Origin of the sequence: Actinomadura physcomitrii, assembly GCF_008923205.2 — a bacterium.
GTDB classification, from domain to species: Bacteria; Actinomycetota; Actinomycetes; order Streptosporangiales; family Streptosporangiaceae; genus Spirillospora; species Spirillospora physcomitrii.
This window is the reverse complement of the sequence record NZ_WBMS02000019.1, coordinates 120584-136254: the sequence shown is the minus strand read 5'-3', so window position 1 is coordinate 136254 and position 15671 is coordinate 120584. Positions and strand designations below refer to the sequence as shown.

15 protein-coding genes are annotated in these 15671 nt (G+C 74.5%); 10 read left to right on the top strand and 5 right to left on the bottom strand.

From position 1 onward, the window contains the following. Positions 1–3: 3 nt before the first annotated feature. Positions 4–1593 carry an FAD-binding oxidoreductase gene (locus tag F8568_RS24280; RefSeq protein ID WP_151596032.1) on the bottom strand — a complete coding sequence of 530 codons (1590 nt, stop codon included), beginning with the start codon at positions 1591–1593 and terminating at the stop codon, positions 4–6. Positions 1594–1730: 137 nt separating this feature from the next. On the opposite strand from F8568_RS24280, the gene F8568_RS24275 reads away from it, so the two are divergent. From F8568_RS24275 to F8568_RS24260, 4 genes are all read left to right on the top strand, one after another. Then, on the top strand, positions 1731–2339 hold the full coding sequence (locus tag F8568_RS24275) for a TetR/AcrR family transcriptional regulator (protein ID WP_151595980.1): 609 nt from the start codon (positions 1731–1733) through the stop codon (positions 2337–2339). Continuing rightward, positions 2336–3904, top strand: coding sequence for a glycerol-3-phosphate dehydrogenase/oxidase (locus F8568_RS24270; RefSeq protein ID WP_151595979.1), 1569 nt, complete (start codon positions 2336–2338; stop codon positions 3902–3904). The genes F8568_RS24275 and F8568_RS24270 overlap by 4 nt, the downstream gene beginning before the upstream one ends. Before the next feature lie 148 nt (positions 3905–4052). After that, positions 4053–4955, top strand: a complete 903-nt coding sequence (locus tag F8568_RS24265; RefSeq protein ID WP_151595978.1) for a sucrase ferredoxin — start codon at positions 4053–4055, stop codon at positions 4953–4955. 185 nt (positions 4956–5140) lie between these two features. Then, entirely contained in the window at positions 5141–5437 is a 297-nt protein-coding gene (locus F8568_RS24260) for a WhiB family transcriptional regulator (protein WP_021600082.1), read from the top strand. A gap of 216 nt (positions 5438–5653) precedes the next feature. On the opposite strand, the gene F8568_RS24255 is transcribed toward F8568_RS24260, so the two are convergent. The 3 genes from F8568_RS24255 to F8568_RS24245 form a co-directional block, all read right to left on the bottom strand. Continuing rightward, complete coding sequence (locus F8568_RS24255) at positions 5654–6361, bottom strand: phosphoribosyltransferase (RefSeq protein ID WP_151595977.1); 708 nt, start codon at positions 6359–6361, stop codon at positions 5654–5656. Positions 6362–6608: 247 nt separating this feature from the next. Further along, positions 6609–7595, bottom strand: a complete 987-nt coding sequence (locus F8568_RS24250; protein ID WP_151595976.1) for a phosphotriesterase family protein — start codon at positions 7593–7595, stop codon at positions 6609–6611. A 39-nt stretch (positions 7596–7634) separates the two neighbouring features. Continuing rightward, entirely contained in the window at positions 7635–8888 is a 1254-nt protein-coding gene (locus F8568_RS24245) for a YihY/virulence factor BrkB family protein (RefSeq protein ID WP_328600999.1), read from the bottom strand. Positions 8889–9437: 549 nt separating this feature from the next. On the opposite strand from F8568_RS24245, the gene F8568_RS24240 reads away from it, so the two are divergent. The 5 genes from F8568_RS24240 to F8568_RS24220 are packed head-to-tail and all read left to right on the top strand — an operon-like array spanning position 9438 to position 13055. Beyond that, entirely contained in the window at positions 9438–11105 is a 1668-nt protein-coding gene (locus F8568_RS24240; protein WP_202125273.1) for a nitrite/sulfite reductase, read from the top strand. 13 nt (positions 11106–11118) lie between these two features. Further along, entirely contained in the window at positions 11119–11280 is a 162-nt protein-coding gene (locus F8568_RS24235) for an Insertion element protein (protein ID WP_151595973.1), read from the top strand. Further along, on the top strand, positions 11277–11987 hold the full coding sequence (locus tag F8568_RS24230) for a phosphoadenylyl-sulfate reductase (RefSeq protein WP_151595972.1): 711 nt from the start codon (positions 11277–11279) through the stop codon (positions 11985–11987). Before F8568_RS24235 ends, F8568_RS24230 begins: the two co-directional genes overlap by 4 nt. An 11-nt stretch (positions 11988–11998) precedes the next feature. Further along, positions 11999–12733: a sirohydrochlorin chelatase gene (locus F8568_RS24225; RefSeq protein WP_151596031.1), complete on the top strand. Its 735-nt coding sequence runs from the start codon at positions 11999–12001 to the stop codon at positions 12731–12733. Between the two features lie 43 nt (positions 12734–12776). Next, positions 12777–13055: a hypothetical protein gene (locus tag F8568_RS24220; RefSeq protein ID WP_151595971.1), complete on the top strand. Its 279-nt coding sequence runs from the start codon at positions 12777–12779 to the stop codon at positions 13053–13055. A gap of 57 nt (positions 13056–13112) precedes the next feature. On the opposite strand, the gene F8568_RS24215 is transcribed toward F8568_RS24220, so the two are convergent. Then, positions 13113–13832, bottom strand: coding sequence for a DUF1707 SHOCT-like domain-containing protein (locus F8568_RS24215; protein WP_151595970.1), 720 nt, complete (start codon positions 13830–13832; stop codon positions 13113–13115). Between the two features lie 192 nt (positions 13833–14024). On the opposite strand from F8568_RS24215, the gene F8568_RS24210 reads away from it, so the two are divergent. Continuing rightward, on the top strand, positions 14025–15650 hold the full coding sequence (locus F8568_RS24210) for an acyl-CoA dehydrogenase family protein (RefSeq protein WP_328600998.1): 1626 nt from the start codon (positions 14025–14027) through the stop codon (positions 15648–15650). The last annotated feature ends 21 nt before the right edge of the window (positions 15651–15671 follow it).

The window sequence follows — 15671 nt, the reverse complement described above, 5'->3', positions numbered from 1 at the left end:
CGGCTACTCCCCGGCGGCCGGCGGGACGAGGACGCCGGGGTTGAGGATCCCGGCGGGGTCGAGGCGGTCCTTGACGGCCCGCAGGATCCCGGCGCCGAGCGGGCCGATCTCCCGGGCGTACCAGTCGCGATGGTCGGTGCCCACGCCGTGATGATGGCTGATCGTGCCGCCCGCGTCGATGATCGCGTCGGACGCGGCCCGCTTCGCGGCGTCCCAGTGGGCCACCGGATCCTCGCCCTGCGCGGACACGACCGTGAAGTACAGCGACGCGCCCGCCGGGTAGACGTGCGAGATGTGGCACATGACCAGGGGCGGCGTGCCCGCTCCCGACAGCGTGCCGATCAGCGCGCGGCGGACGGCCTCGTACAGCGCCGGGATGTCGCTCCAGAACGCCGCGGTCTCCAGCGTCTCGGCGAACGCACCGACGTCGAGCAGCGCGTCGCGCAGGTAGGGGGCGCTGAAGCGGCCGTGCCGCCACCTCTCCCCCGGCCCGTCGCCGAGCGGTTCGCCGCCCGCCTCCCGCAGCACGCCGGCGGTCCCGGCGCGGCGTCCGGCGATCTCCTCGGCGGTGCCCTCGTAGCCGAGGACGGCGAGGCAGCCGGCGGCCGCCGAGCCGCCGCCGATGGCCGCGGGGTCGGCGAGGCCGATCATGGTCTCGGTCTCGTCGGACAGCCGCAGCACGACGGGGAGCGGGCCGTCCTGGGCGAGGCGGCGCAGCGCGGCGGCGCCGTCGGCGAACGAGGCGAACCGCCAGCCCTCGTAGGCCCGCTCCGGCGGGACGGGCCGGATCCGCACCGTCACCGAGGTGATCACGCCGAACGCCCCCTCCGAGCCGAGGACGAGCTGGCGCAGGTCGGGGCCCGCCGCCGACTTCGGCGCGCGGCCGAGCTCCAGGGCGCCCTCCGGGGTGGCGACGGTGAGGCCGACGACCAGGTCGTCGAACCGGCCGTATCCGGCGGACGCCTGGCCGCTGGAGCGGGCGGCGGCGAACCCGCCGATCGACGCCCACTCGAACGACTGCGGGAAGTGCCCGAGCGTGTAGCCGCGCGCGCCGAGCAGCTCCTCGGCGCGCGGCGCGCGCATGCCGGGCTGCAGGACGGCCGTCCGGGACACCTCGTCGAGGGCGACCAGGGCGTCCATCCGGCGCAGGTCGAGCGCGACGAACGCGTCCACCCCCTCGGGGGCCAGCCCGCCGACGACCGAGGTGCCGCCGCCGAACGGGACGACCGCGACGCGGTGCGCCGCGCAGGCCCGCAGCACCGCGAGGACCTCGTCGTGGCCGCCGGGCAGCACGACGGCGTCGGGCGCGTCGGAGGCCTCGCCGGCGCGGATGCGCACGAGGTCGGGGGTCGACTTGCCGCGGGTGTGGCGGACGCGGGACTCGGCGTCGGTGCGGACGTGCTCCGCGCCGACCGCCGCGGCGAGCGCGGCGAGGGCGGCGTCGCCGAGCCGGGGGTCCGCGACCTCGACGCCGGCGAGGGCGACGGGGGCCGCGCCGCCGGTCTTCACGCCGAGCAGGTCGCGCAGGAGCCCGACCATCGGTTCCGGCAGCGGCGCGGCCTTGGCGGGGTCGCCCCAGCCGCTCCACAGCATGTCCCGCGCCCGCCCCGTGCCGGCGGTCCCCGTGCTGGTGATCTCCGTTCCGGTGGTCAAGGCGCCTCCCCTTCGACTGGGCCGCTCCCGGCACCGGGTTCCCGTTCACCCGTCCCGGTGGGCTTACACTGTGACACATGACGTCGAATCGTCACAACAGGCCGGCGGCCCGGACCGCCGACGACGCCGTGCTGGACGCCGCCCGCGACTGCGTGCTGGCCGTCGGGGTGCGCCGCACCACGCTGACCGACATCGCGCGCCGCGCCGGGGTCTCCCGCATGACGCTGTACCGCCGCTGGCCGGACGTCCGCACGATCGTGGCCGACCTGATGACCCGCGAGTGGACCGCGATCGGCACCGCGATGCAGCCCCCCGACGACGGCCGCCCGGTCCGGCCCCGGCTGGTGGACGGCCTGGTCGCCGGCGTCCGCACGTTCCGCGACCACCCGCTGCTCCGCAAGATCGTCGAGGTCGACCCCGAAGCGCTGCTGCCCTACCTGCTGGACCGCTGCGGCGCCACCCAGCAGGCCTTCCTCGGGCTTTTCGAGGAGGCGCTCGCCGCCGGGCACGCCGACGGGACGATCCGCCCGGACCACCCGGGCCGCCAGGCGCGCGCGCTGCTGCTGGTCGTGCAGTCGTTCGGGCTGTCCGCGCAGATCGTGATCGACGAGGCCGACCCCGAGCTGCGCTCCGACGCCTTCGATGCCGAACTCCGGCACGTCCTGGAGAGGATGCTCTCGCCGTGACCTCCGCCGCCGTCCCGCCGCCCGCTCTCCGGAACACGCCGGCGTCGCTCAACGCCGCCCGCCGCGAACGCGACCTCGCCGCGCTTCCCGGCGAGGTCGTGGACGTCCTGGTCGTCGGCCTCGGCGCGACGGGCGCCGGCGCCGCGCTGGACGCCGCGTCCCGGGGCCTGTCGGTCGCCGCGGTCGACGCGCACGACCTGGCCTTCGGCACGTCCCGGTGGAGCTCCAAGCTGATCCACGGCGGGCTGCGCTACCTGGCGTCCGGGCAGGTGGACGTGGCGCACGAGAGCGCCGTGGAGCGCGGCGTGCTGATGTGCCGGACGGCGCCGCACCTGGTGCGCGCGCTGCCGTTCGTGCTGCCGCTGACTCCGCTGGTGTCGCGGTCGCAGGCGGCGGTGTCGCGGGCGGGCCTGCTGGCCGGGGACGCGCTCCGGCTGGCCGCCCGCACGCCCCGCTCGGTGCTGCCCGGCCCGCGCCGGCTGTCGGCGGTGGAGACGCTGCGGCTCGCGCCGGCGCTGCGCCCGTACGGGCTGCGCGGCGGCCTGCTGTCCTGGGACGGGCAGCTCGCCGACGACGCGCGCCTGGTCACCGCCATCGCGCGGACCGCCGCCGCGCACGGCGCGCGGATCCTGACCCGGTGCCGCGCGGTCGAGCTGACCGGCGGCGGCGCGCTCGTCCGCGACGAGCTGACCGGCCGGGAGATCACCGTCCGGGCCCGCGCGGTGGTCAACGCCGCGGGCGTCTGGGCGGGCGGGCTCGTGGACGGGGTGCGGCTGCGGCCGTCCCGCGGCACCCACCTGGTGCTGGCCGCCGAGTCGCTGCGCGGCCTGAGCGCCGGGATGCACGTCCCGATCCCCGGCGCGGCCAGCCGGTTCATGCTGGTGATCCCGCAGGGCGACGGCCGCGTCCACGTCGGGCTGACCGACGAGCCGGCGGACGGCCCGATCCCCGACGTGCCGGAGCCGACGCCCGGCGAGGTCGGCTTCCTGCTGGACATCCTCGGCTCGGCGCTGGACGTGCCGGTGCGGCGTTCGGAGGTGCTCGGCGCGTTCGCCGGGCTCCGCCCGCTGCTGGCCGGCGGCGAGGGCGCCACGGCCGACCTGTCGCGCCGGCACGCGGTGCTGACCTCGCGGGACGGCGTCGTCACGATCGTCGGCGGCAAGCTCACGACGTACCGGCGGATGGCGCAGGACGCGGTGGACGCGGCGGTCGCGCGCCGCGGCCTGCCCGCGGGCCCGAGCCGCACCGCGTCGCTGCCGCTGGTCGGCGCCGCGCCGCGGGACCGCCTGGACGCGCTGGACGCGCCGCGCCGCCTCGTCCAGCGCTACGGGACGGAGGCGCCGCTGCTGGCCGCCCTGGGGAAGGAGGACCCGGCGCTGCTGGAGCCGGTCGTGCCCGGGCTGCCGGTGCTGGGCGTGGAGCTGGCCTGGGGGGCGCTGCACGAGGGCGCGCTGGACGCGGGGGACCTGCTGGACCGGCGCACCCGGATCGGCCTGGTGGCCGCGGATCGCGCCGCGGCGCTGCCGGCGGCGGAGTCCCTTCTCCCCCGGTCCGCCGTGCACTGACACCCCGGCTCACGACAGAGGTCACCAAAGGCCCAGATATCCCCCCAGATAGACTCGCGCACCGGGGACCCCGCTGGTGCGACCGATGGAACTTAGGTTACCCTTACCTAAGCATCCATGATCGGACCGTACGGCCAGGGGGACTCATTTGACGCGCGGGAAGGGCTGCGGACACTGTCCGGGAAGCCACACCGGCGAGCGGCCGTGCCTGGCGAGCGCGACCGTCAAGGCCCGCTCCTGGCTGCTGATCGAGCACCCCGGGCCCTGGCCTCAGCATGTGGCGGACCTCGCCGGGCCCGCCCCGGTCGCCGCGGCCGTGCGGGCCGCGCAGGCCGCCGGCGTGCGGCCGCAGCTCATCCGGCGGCCCGGGCGGCGGCGCAAGACGCCGCCGATCCAGGTCTTCGCGGGGTTCTCGCACGGCCGCGAGGCCTGGATCGAGGGCCGCGAGCTGGCCGATCCGCGGGAGCTGGCCGACCTGGACCTGCCCGCGCTCGCCGCGGGCCGCTCGCCGGGCCTCGGCGAGCGGGTCGCGGGCCCGGTCCTGCTGGTCTGCGCGCACGGCCGGCACAACGCCTGCTGCGCGCGGACGGGCGCCCCGCTGGCCCGATCCCTCGCTGGGCGTTTTGACCGTCTTGTCTGGGAAACCACCCATGTCGGCGGCGACCGGTTCGCAGCGAACCTGGTCTGCCTCCCCCACGGGCTCTACTACGGCGACCTCGGCGAGGCCCAGGCCGTGGCCGCCATCGAGGCCTACCTGCGCGGCGAGGTCGTGCTCGACCGGCTGCGCGGGCGGGCCGGACGCCCCGAGGCCGCGCAGGCCGCCGAGCACTTCGTCCGCGCGCACACGGGGCGCCTCGAACTGGACACCGTGACCGTGGAGTCGATCTCCGGGGCATCACGCTACGAAGCGATCGTTGCCGTCCAGGAGCGCCGTTACCGGGTCATTCTGGACGCCGTCGAGCGGCCCGCTTGCGGTCCGGGGTGCGCCGAGAACCTGAGAACCTACGCTGTTACGGAACTCACCCTTCTCAACGAGGCCGCCCTCGTGTAATCTCTCGAAGGCCCCATTCGAGGGTCTCCCTGTCGCACGACCCCAGGTTTCCGGAGTAACCGGACGGGGAACAGAGCGGCAACTCCAGACGTTGGAACTTTCGGCGCTGCTGACTCATGTCACCCGAAGCACGTCGATGCGTCCATGTCCCGAAATTGTTCGAAACCAATCAAGGTGGGTGTTCCATGGCTCAGGTACGTCGGCAGGCAAACCTCCCTCGTCCCAGCTGGGGCTGGCAGGACGCCGCGGCGTGCCGGGGGGAAGACCTCGTGCTCTTCTTCGGCCCCGACGGCGAGCGCCAGCCCGAGCGTGAGATCCGCGAGCGCAAGGCCAAGCAGATCTGCATGGGCTGCCCGGTCCGCACGGAATGCCTGGACTACGCCGTGTCCCGGCCCGAGAAGTACGGCACGTGGGGCGGTCTGAACGAGGACGAGCGCGCCTCCGAGCGCCGCCGTCGCATGCGCCGCGCGAACGCGGCCTGACCGTCGCACGGCACGCCAGAACCGCTCCCAGCGCGCACCCCGGCACGCCACCGAAAAACGACTCGGCCCCGCCCCGCGGGGCCGTTTGCGTTGCTCAGGGCCCGGCCGCCACGGCCGGGCCCTGCCGCGTTCGTCACAGGTGCGTCACATCTGTGTTGCGGCCCGCCGGGATTTCCCGGTCGCTTTTACCGCAGCGGACGCTTCCGTGTGGCTATTTCACCGAAATTCGCCGCACCCATTTCCGGCGCGCTCCAGCCAGCCGGTCACGTCGCGGTCGGTGAGCTGACCGAAGTCGCGGTACCACTGGCCGACCGCGCGGAAGTCCCAGGGCGCGGCGGGCACCACCAGGTCGTCCACCTCGGCCGCCAGCGACCGGACGGTGTCCTCGGCGCCCACCGGCACCGCCAGCACCAGCCGGGACGGCCCGCGCCCGCGCAGCGCCCGCACGGCCGCGCGCGCGGTCCCGCCGGTGGCGAGGCCGTCGTCGACGACGACCGCGGCGCGTCCGGCGACGTCCGGCAGGCTCCGGCCGCCGCGGTAGGCCGCCACGCGCCGGTCCAGCTCGGCGCGCTCGGCCCGCACCGTCGCGGCCATGTCGTCCTCGGTCAGCCCGAGCCGGTCCAGCAGCCCGCGGTCGAACACCGGCTCGCCGCCCTCGGCGATCGCGCCCACCCCGAGCTCCGGCTGCGGCGGGAACCCGATCTTGCGGGTCACCAGCACCTCCAGCGGGGACCGCAGGCGCCGCGCGACCTCGAACCCGACCGGGACGCCGCCACGCGGCAGCGCGAGCACCACGGCGCCGTCCAGGCCCATCGGCGCGAGCCGCGCGGCGAGCACCCGGCCCGCCTCCGCGCGGTCGGCGTAGGGCAGCGGGACGGTCCCTTCCTGAGCCGGCGCCCGCTTCGCCGTCCTGTTCCATGACATCGGCGCACCCCCTCCCGGGGTCGCGGAAGAGCTCCTACCGCAGCCCTACCCGCCGGGGGCCGTGTTGACCCAGGGGGACGACCCCCTGGAACCCCCGTCACGACTGACAGGCTGTTTCCCGCTCCGCTAGCGCTCCGCGCGAAACAGCCTCTCAGTCGGCGGGCAGGCCCGCTGCGCTCGCTAACGCTCGCTCCGCGTGCCTGCCCGCGTCTGCCCAGGGGGGCGACCCCCTGGAACCCAGCGGGCTTCAGCCGGCGGTGAGCCAGCGCAGCGGGTTCGCCCGCAGGACCGTGTCGAGGGTCGCCTCGTCGGCGCCGGCCGCGCGCAGCGCGGGCAGGAAGGTGCCGAACAGGTAGCCGTAGCCGTGGCCGCCGTACCGGACGATCTGCTCCATCCGCGAGACGCCGGTGCTGAGCAGCACCCGCTCGGCGTGCCCGGCCTCCAGCAGGTCCATGACCGCGCGCACGCGGGCGCCGATCGCGGCGTGGTCCTCGCCCGCCAGGCCGAGGGTGCCGAACGACACGTACCCGCCGGACTCGGCGATCTTGCGGTGCTGGCCGGGGTCGTCCACCCGGTCCTGCTGGCCGACGGCGACGCGGTCGGCGGGCAGCCCGGCGGCGGTGAGGATCTCCAGCTGGGCCAGGCCGGCGCGGCCGTAGGTCGCCACCGACAGGCCCGAGTAGCGGGCGGCGCGGGCGGCGGCCCGCAGGCACAGCTCCTCGGCATCGGTGGGCGCCTCGCCCCAGGTGCCGATCTCGCCGATCACGCCCGGCAGCGCGTTGGTGCCGTCCATGCCGAAGCCGATCTCGGCGAGCAGCCGCTCGGCGAGCCGGTCCACGCCCGACTGCCCCTCCGGGCCGGGGCCGGCGGCGAGGGCCTCGCGGACGAACGCGGGGTGGAACGGCTCGGTGAAAACGCCCGTCCCGGCGACCACCGCGACCCGGGAGCCGGCGCTGATGCGGGCCAGCGCGGCGGCGTTGCGGCCCATGCCCGAGCACGTCAGGTCGACGACGAGGCCGAGCCCGTGCTCCTTGCGCAGCTCGTTCAGCTCGCGCTGGACCCCCTTCTCCTCGTCCAGCCAGCGCGCCGGGTCGGACCCCACCTGCTGCGGCCGGGCCGGCCAGCGCAGGTCCATCTGCAGGTGCTCGTGGGAGAGCACCGGGCCGGTGATGTCGGACGTCGCGATCGTGCCGGTCACGGTCCGGAGCCGGCCGGTGTCCTCTCGGGGGGTCATGGCAAGCGAGGCTACGACATGTTTGGCCTTTTCAGAGCCTTATTCGGTGTAGTCTTTACCATTCGTCCCAGGGGCATCGGGCCCACCGGGCGCCTCACCGGCCTCGTCCGGCGCGGGGGCGGCGGTCGCGCCCGGCTCCTGCGCGCCGGGCTCCGGCCGCCGCGCGGCGGCGTCCCCGACGGCGCGCGCCCGGGCGGTGCCCGCGCTCGGCCACAGCCGGTCGATCTCAGCGTTCAGTGTCGCGCCGATCAGCACCGCGATCGCCGCCACGTACAGCCACGCCAGCACGGCGATCGCGGCGGCCAGCGAGCCGTACACCGACACCCCGCTCAGCGATCCGCTCAGGTAGATCCGCAGGACCAGGCTTCCGACGACCCAGATCACCAGCGCCAGCGCCGCGCCGGGCACCTCGCGCCACCAGGCCGTCCGCACCGGGACGCTCATGTGGTACAGCAGCGCCAGGAACACGATCGACAGGGTCACCAGCACCGGCCAGTACAGCACCTGGACGATCGTGGCGCTCTCCGGCACCGCCTGCCGCGCCAGCGTCGGCCCGGCGACCAGCAGCGGGGCGACGACCAGCCCCACCATCAGGCCGACGACGTAGAGGATGAACGCCCGCGTGCGGGTGCGGATGACGCCGCGGATCCCCGACAGCCCGTAGGCGATCGTGATCGTGTCGATGCACACGTTGACCGCCCGCGAGCCCGCCCACAGCGACAGCACGAAGCTGATCGACACGATGTCGGGGCTGCCGCCGTGGATCACGTCGTCCAGCAGCGGGACGACGACGGTGTTCACCGCGTTGGGGGTCAGTACGGTCTGCGCGTGCTCGATGGCCCGGTTGCGGATGTCCTCGACGGTGTCCTTGCTGATCACGCCCTGGAAGTGGCCCATGGTGCCGATGAGCCCGAGGGCCAGCGGCGGCAGCGACAGCAGCGCGAAGAAGGCGATCTCGGCGGCGAGCCCGGTCACCCGGTAGCGGAACGCCCCGACCGCCGTCCCCCGGACCAGCCGCCACCCCACCGGGCCGCCGGAGCGCGCGAGGACGCCCAGCGCGGCGCAGAACGCCGTGCGGACGCGCCCGGTCGCGGCCCGGACGCGCGCCGCGGCCGTGCGGGCGCGCGCGGCCGGGCCCGCGGTACGGCGCGGGGCGTGGTCGGAGCGCACGGAAGCGGTATGCCCGTGATCGGCGGACCCAAGATCCGCGCCGTCCCGGCCGTCCCAGGCGGCGGGCGCGGCGCCGTCGCCCCTGGCCGGGGAGTCGCCGGCGGCGTCCGAGACGGTGGTCACACCGCCCCACCGTAGGGCGTGGGCCGCCCGCGCGCACGGGTAGCGCGCCAGGTGTGCGCGTGCGCGAGCATCGATGCGCATCGGTGACAATGGAGGGGTGATATGCCAGTCCTGCCGCGAACGCCACCACGGGGAGTGCCGTGGCGGCTCGTGGTGCGACTGCCAGCACAGGGCCGCGCCCGCGACGCCGTCGGAGCCGTCGACGCCGCCGGAGCCGGCCGGGGAGCGGGCGCAGGACGCCGAACCCCCGGTGAACTGGAAGCGTCAAGGATGACTCTTCTCACTCGTTCACATTCCGGACGTCACTGGACAGCCCGCGAGACCGCGTGTCAGAGTTTGAGCATGACTGCCGCGGACCCGTTGCTGGCCAAGCGCCGGCACGTCGATTTCCTGCGCGTCCGCAGCGCGATCTGTCGTTGACGCCCCAGACCACGCCCCCTTGCTCAGCCGGGCGCGTGGTGCATCGGCGTCACCTTTGACTTCATCCTGCTCAGCGTCGAGCCGGCTGCCTCAGAGCGCCGGTGCGCTACGCGTCCCTCACCACCACAGATGAGGACGCGCGCCGTGCCACCCGCGATCAAGCGCAAGAAGGGCGAGGGCCAGTGGGCCCTCGGCTACCGGGAACCGCTCAACAAGAACGAGGAGAACAAGAAGAACGACGACGGGCTGAACGTCCGCCGCCGGATCATCGACGTCTACTCCAAGACCGGTTTCGACTCCATCGACCCCGCCGACCTGCGCGGCCGGTTCCGCTGGATGGGGCTGTACACGCAGCGCAAGCCCGGCATCGACGGCGGCAAGACCGGCGCCCTCGAGGACGAGGAGCTCGAGGACCGGTACTTCATGATGCGGGTGCGCATCGACGGCGGCCAGCTCAGCGGGCCGCAGCTGCGCACCATCGCCGACATCTCCACCCGGTACGCGCGGGGCACCGCCGACCTCACCGACCGGCAGAACGTCCAGCTGCACTGGGTGCGGATCGAGGACGTCCCGGCGATCTGGGAGGCCCTCGAGGCGGTCGGGCTGCACACGATGGAGGCCTGCGGCGACGTGCCGCGCACCATCATCGGCTGCCCGCTCGCCGGCATCGCGGCCGACGAGGTGATCGACGCGACCCGGGACCTGCGCGAGATCCACGACCGCTACATCGGCTCGCCCGAGTTCTCCAACCTGCCGCGCAAGTACAAGACGGCGCTGTCGGGCTGCACCTCGCACTGCACCGTCCACGAGATCAACGACATCGCGTTCGTCGGCGTGGTGAACGAGGCGGGCGAGACCGGCTACCAGCTGTTCGTCGGCGGCGGGCTGTCCACGAACCCGATGTTCGCGCAGAGCCTCGGGGTGTTCGTGAAGCCGGAGCAGACGAGCGAGGTCTGGCACGGCGTCACCTCGATCTTCCGCGACTACGGCTACCGGCGGCTGCGCAGCCGCGCCCGGCTGAAGTTCCTGATGAAGGACTGGGGCGCGGAGAAGTTCCGCGAGGTGCTGGAGAAGGAGTACCTCGGGTACGCGCTGCCGGACGGCCCCGAGCCGGCCCCGCCGCAGGCGCACCGCGACCACGTCGGCATCCACCCGCAGAAGGACGGAAACTTCTACGTGGGGTTCGCGCCGCGCGTGGGCCGGGTGAACGGCGAGCTGCTCGGCGCCATCGGGGAGCTGGCCGACCGGTACGGCTCGGGCCGGGTCCGCACGACCATCGAGCAGAAGATGGTCATCCTGGACGTCCCGGAGGAGAACACCGAGGCGCTCGCCGCGGCGCTGGCCGAGCACGACCTGCAGGTCCGGCCGTCGACGTTCCGGCGGCAGACGATGGCGTGCACCGGCATCGAGTACTGCAAGCTCGCGATCGTCGAGACCAAGCAGCGCGCCATGGACCTGATGGACGAGCTGGAGAAGCGGCTCCCGGACTTCGACCAGCCGCTGACGATCAACGTCAACGGCTGCCCGAACGCCTGCGCCCGCATCCAGGTCGCCGACATCGGGCTGAAGGGCCAGCTGGTCGTGGACGAGAACGGCGACCAGGTCGAGGGCTTCCAGATCCATCTCGGCGGGCGGCTCGGCGCCTCGTTCGGCAAGAAGGTCCGCGGCCTGAAGACCACCTCGGCCGGGCTGACCGACTACGTGGAGCGGGTCGTCCGCAGGTTCGACGAGCAGCGCACCGAGGGCGAGACGTTCGCCGCGTGGGCGCAGCGCGCCGACGAGGCCGACCTCAAGTAACGGGCAGACCGGAATGAGCGAACGTGCCGCGCCGTTCTACTGCCCGTACTGCGGCGAAGAAGATCTCGAACCCCTTGCGGAGCACGGGGCGTGGTTCTGCCACGACTGCGCCCGCTCCTTCCAGCTGAAGTTCCTGGGTGTCCGAGCCGCCCACCAGACCAAGGAGTCCCGGTGACCCTGCTGGAGACCGACAGACCGACGCTCGATCTCGAGGACATCGTCGAATCGGCCGCCGAGGCGCTGGAGGGCGCGCCCACCCTCGAGGTCATCCGGTGGGCCGTCGCCACCTTCGGCGACCGCATCTGCCTCACCTCGTCCATGTCCGACGCCGCGCTGATCCACCTGGTGTCGAAGGTGAAGCCCGGGATCGACGTGCTGTTCGTCGACACCGGCTACCACTTCGCCGAGACGATCGGCACCCGCGACGCGGTCGAGGCCGTCTACCCGGTGAACATCATCAACGTCACGCCGTCGCGGACCGTCGAGGAGCAGGAGGCCGCGCTCGGCCCCCGCCTCCACGGCCGCAACCCCGACCTGTGCTGCCACCTGCGCAAGGTGGAGCCGCTCGGCCGCGCGCTGGAGGGCTACATGGCCTGGTTCAGCGGCATCCGCCGGGACGAGACCGCGAGCCGCCGCAACCGCCGCGTCGTCGAGTGGGACCGCAAGCGCGGCATGGTCAAGGTGAACCCCATCCTCGACTGGTCGCAGGAGGAGATGGACAACTACATCGAGGACAACGGGGTCATCATCAACCCGCTGCACTACGACGACTACCCCTCGATCGGCTGCGAGCCGTGCACCCGTCCCGTCGCGCCCGGCGAGGACCCGCGCAGCGGCCGCTGGGCCGGCCTGGGCAAGACCGAGTGCGGCATCCACCTGTGAGCGCCGTCCCGATGGTCGCGGTGGCGCACGGGAGCAGGGACCCCCGCGCCGCCGCGACCGTCGCCGAACTCGCCGCCGCCGTCCGGGCGCTGCGCCCCGGCCTGCCCGTGCAGGCGTCGTTCCTCGACCACGCGACGCCGGCGCCCGACCGGGCGCTGGACGCGCTGGCCGGGGACGGCGCGGCGGAGGCCGTCGTGCTGCCGCTGCTGCTGACGGCCGCCTACCACAGCAAGACCGACATCCCGGGCGTGCTGAACCGGGTCCGGGCGCGGTGGCCCCGGCTGGCGCTGCGGACCGCGCGGACGCTCGGCCCGCATCCGCTGCTGACGGACGCGCTGGAGCGCCGGCTGTCGGAGGCGGGCGTGGAGCCGGGCGATCCGGACACCGCCGTGGTGCTGGTCGCGGCCGGGTCGTCCGACGCGTCCGCGAACGCCACGATCTGGCGGCTGGCGCGGGAGTGGCGCGCGCGCGGGTGGCGCGGCGTCGTCCCGGCGTTCGCGTCGGCGTCCCGCCCGACGCCCGCCGAGGCGGTCGGGGCGCTGCGCGACGCGGGCGCGCCCCGCGTGGCGGTGGCCTCCTACTTCCTCGCGCCGGGCTACTTCGCCGACAAGGTGCGCGCCGAGTCGCTGGAGGCCGGCGCGTACGCCGTCTCCCCCGTCCTCGGGGCCGCGCCGGAGGTCGCCGAGCTGGTCGTCCGCCGCTACGACGAGGCGCTGGACACCGCCCGCGCGGCCGCCGCCGTCTGATCCCTCACGTTCCGCCCGGCCCGCTCGGGGTATGCGGCCCGGCATGGACGGCATGGACGAGCGCGACGATTCCGGACACGAGCCCGAGACGACCCACGACCGCGACTTCGCGCCGGTGAACCAGGGGTCCGACGCCCGCGGCCGCACCGTGCCCGGCGCGCCCGTCCCGGCGCACGTGCCGGGCGAGGAGCCGGCGGACCGGGCCGGCCGCGAGGACGTCAGCGGCACCGGCACGCCCGGCGTCCGCCGCGGCCATCCCGACGCGCTGCCGCCCGACGAGGCGGGCGTCGCCGAGGCCGAGCGCACCGACGACTCCCGCTGACCGGCGGCGACGGCGTCCTGCCGGAGGTGGCCCTCTGAGCGCGGCGCGCCCGGCCGGTCAGGAGCCGGAGCGCCGGTCCCGCCACCACGACGCGACGGCCCGCCGCATCGGCGCGTGGTGCTCGTCGTCCACGATCTTCACATCGCCCATGAAGGCGTTCGCGGTGACGCGGACGACGGGGATCCGCTCGCCCGGGCACGGCTCGCGCACCTGGACGCGGCGGTCGCCGAGGAAGGCGTGGCCCATCAGCTCGACCGCCACCCCGTCCGGCACGATGATCTTCACATCGCCCATCACGGCGGTGGCCGCGACGTGCACCTCGCCGGTCGGCACCTGCGCGCCGCGCAGGTCCAGCTCGACGTCGCCCATCACCGACACCGCCTCCAGCGGGCCGTCGATGCGCCCGACGATGCGCTCCTTGCAGTCCCCCATGACGGCGCTGAACCGCCGCTTCACCTGCGGCGGAGCCGGGTTGGCGCCGGGTGCGCCCATGCCGGGCAGGTCCGCGGTGATGCGCTCGAGGTCACCGCGGGTGACCGCCGCGTAGGCGGCCTCGGTCCGCACGGTCAGCTCCTCGAAGGTCAGCCGCCCCTCCACCGAGGCGACCCGCAGCCGCTCGACCACGGCCTCGCGCTCGGCGTCGGAGGCCCGGACCGCGCCGGGGGCGGGGGCCGTTCCGGCGGGATCGGCGCCGGGCCGCGCGGGGTGCAGGTCCTCCCGCCGCCGCGGGCGGCTCGGGCACGGCGGCCGCCCCTGCTGCGGACTGGACTGACTCATGGTTTCGAAGTTATGCCCCCGCGCCGCATGGACAATCCGCCGCGCGGACGAGATCGCCCCACCACTTCAGGAGGATGCCCCGGACGGCCCGGGCAGGGCATGATCAATCTTTCAACTACCCGAACCCGGTTCTGTATCCTGCGGTCGGGGGCGTCCCCCACGACCCGTCCTCCGCAGCACAGGAGCAGCGCAGTGACCCACGAGGTGTTCAACCAGGTTCCCCCGCTCGCCGGCCACGACCTGGCCGACGATCCCGCCCTGCTGGACGGGCTGGAGCGCGAGGGCGCCGGCTGGGCCGTCCCCGAGGTGCACGAGCTGGGCCTGCTCGCGGGCACCGAGCGCGCGCAGGAGTGGGGCCGGCTCGCCAACGAGAACCCGCCCGTCCTGCGCACCCACGACCGCTACGGGCACCGCATCGACGAGGTGGAGTTCCACCCCGCCTGGCACGAGCTGATGACCGTCGCGGTGACCCGCGGCCTGCACGGCTCCGCCTGGGCCGACCCCCGCGAGGGCGCCCACGTCGCCCGTGCCGCCAAGTTCTACACCTGGCGTGTGGACGCCGGGCACGGCTGCCCGATCTCGATGACGTACGCCGCCGTCCCCGCCCTGCGCCAGGCCCCCGGCCTCGCCGCGCAGTACGAGCCGCTGCTCGCCGAGCCCGAGTACGACTTCGGCCTGCGCGCCCCGCTCACCAAGAACGCGCTGCTCGCGGGCATGTCGATGACGGAGAAGCAGGGCGGCTCCGACGTCCGCGCCAACACCACGCAGGCCGCCCCGCAGCCCGACGGGACGTACCGGCTCGTCGGCCACAAGTGGTTCACCAGCGCCCCGATGTGCGACGTGTTCCTCACCCTCGCCCAGGCGCCCGAGGGCCTGACCTGCTTCCTCGTCCCCCGCGTCCTGCCCGACGGGACGCTCAACCCGCTGCGGCTGATGCGGCTGAAGGACAAGCTCGGCAACAAGTCCAACGCCTCGTCCGAGATCGAGTACGAGAACGCGGTCGCGTGGCGGGTCGGCGACGAGGGACGCGGCGTCCGCACCATCATCGAGATGGTCAACATGACCCGGCTGGACTGCGTCATCGGCGCCGCCGCCGGCATGCGGCAGGGCGTCACCACCGCGGCGCACCACGCCGTGCACCGCAAGGCGTTCGGCGAGTACCTCATCGACCAGCCCCTGATGCGCAACGTCCTCGCCGACCTCGCCATCGAGTCGGAGGCCGCGACGGTCCTCATGACGCGCCTGGCCGGCGCCACGGACCGCTCGGTGCGCGGCGACGCGTCCGAGGCGGCGTTCAAGCGGCTCGCCCTGGCGGTCAGCAAGTACTGGGTCTGCAAGCGGTGGCCGGCGCACGCCGCCGAGTCCCTCGAATGCCTCGGCGGCAACGGCTACGTCGAGGAGTCCGGCATGCCGCGCCTGTTCCGCGAGTCCCCCCTGAACTCCATCTGGGAGGGCTCCGGCAACGTGGCCGCGCTCGATCTCCTGCGTGCAACCCTACGCGAGCCGCAGACGCTGGAGGCGTTCTTCGAGGAGGTCGAGCTCGCCCGCGGCGCGGACCCGCGCCTCGACGCGGCCGTCCAGGAGGCCAAGGACGCCTTCGCCGACACCGCCACGATCGAGTACCGCGCGCGCCGGGTCGCCGAGCGCCTGGCGCTCGTACTCCAGGCATCGCTGCTGGTCAGGCACGGTCACCCGGCCATCGCCGACGCCTTCTGCGCGAGCCGCCTCGGCGGCGACCGGGGCGCCGCCTTCGGCACCCTCCCGCCCGGCCTGGACCTCTCCCCCATCATCGACCGCGCCACCCCGAAGATCGGCTGAGCCCACACCCACGACCAGCGT

Bases quoted from the DNA above. Each gene is read 5' to 3' on its own strand.
- F8568_RS24280 (WP_151596032.1), bottom strand. From the start codon at position 1,593: ATGCTGTGGAGCGGCTGGGGCGACCCCGCCAAGGCCGCGCCGCTGCCG.
- F8568_RS24275 (WP_151595980.1), top strand. From the start codon at position 1,731: ATGACGTCGAATCGTCACAACAGGCCGGCGGCCCGGACCGCCGACGAC.
- F8568_RS24260 (WP_021600082.1), top strand. From the start codon at position 5,141: ATGGCTCAGGTACGTCGGCAGGCAAACCTCCCTCGTCCCAGCTGGGGC.
- F8568_RS24255 (WP_151595977.1), bottom strand. From the start codon at position 6,361: ATGTCATGGAACAGGACGGCGAAGCGGGCGCCGGCTCAGGAAGGGACC.
- F8568_RS24250 (WP_151595976.1), bottom strand. From the start codon at position 7,595: ATGACCCCCCGAGAGGACACCGGCCGGCTCCGGACCGTGACCGGCACG.
- F8568_RS24240 (WP_202125273.1), top strand. From the start codon at position 9,438: ATGAGGACGCGCGCCGTGCCACCCGCGATCAAGCGCAAGAAGGGCGAG.
- F8568_RS24235 (WP_151595973.1), top strand. From the start codon at position 11,119: ATGAGCGAACGTGCCGCGCCGTTCTACTGCCCGTACTGCGGCGAAGAA.
- F8568_RS24225 (WP_151596031.1), top strand. From the start codon at position 11,999: ATGGTCGCGGTGGCGCACGGGAGCAGGGACCCCCGCGCCGCCGCGACC.
- F8568_RS24220 (WP_151595971.1), top strand. From the start codon at position 12,777: ATGGACGGCATGGACGAGCGCGACGATTCCGGACACGAGCCCGAGACG.
- F8568_RS24215 (WP_151595970.1), bottom strand. From the start codon at position 13,832: ATGAGTCAGTCCAGTCCGCAGCAGGGGCGGCCGCCGTGCCCGAGCCGC.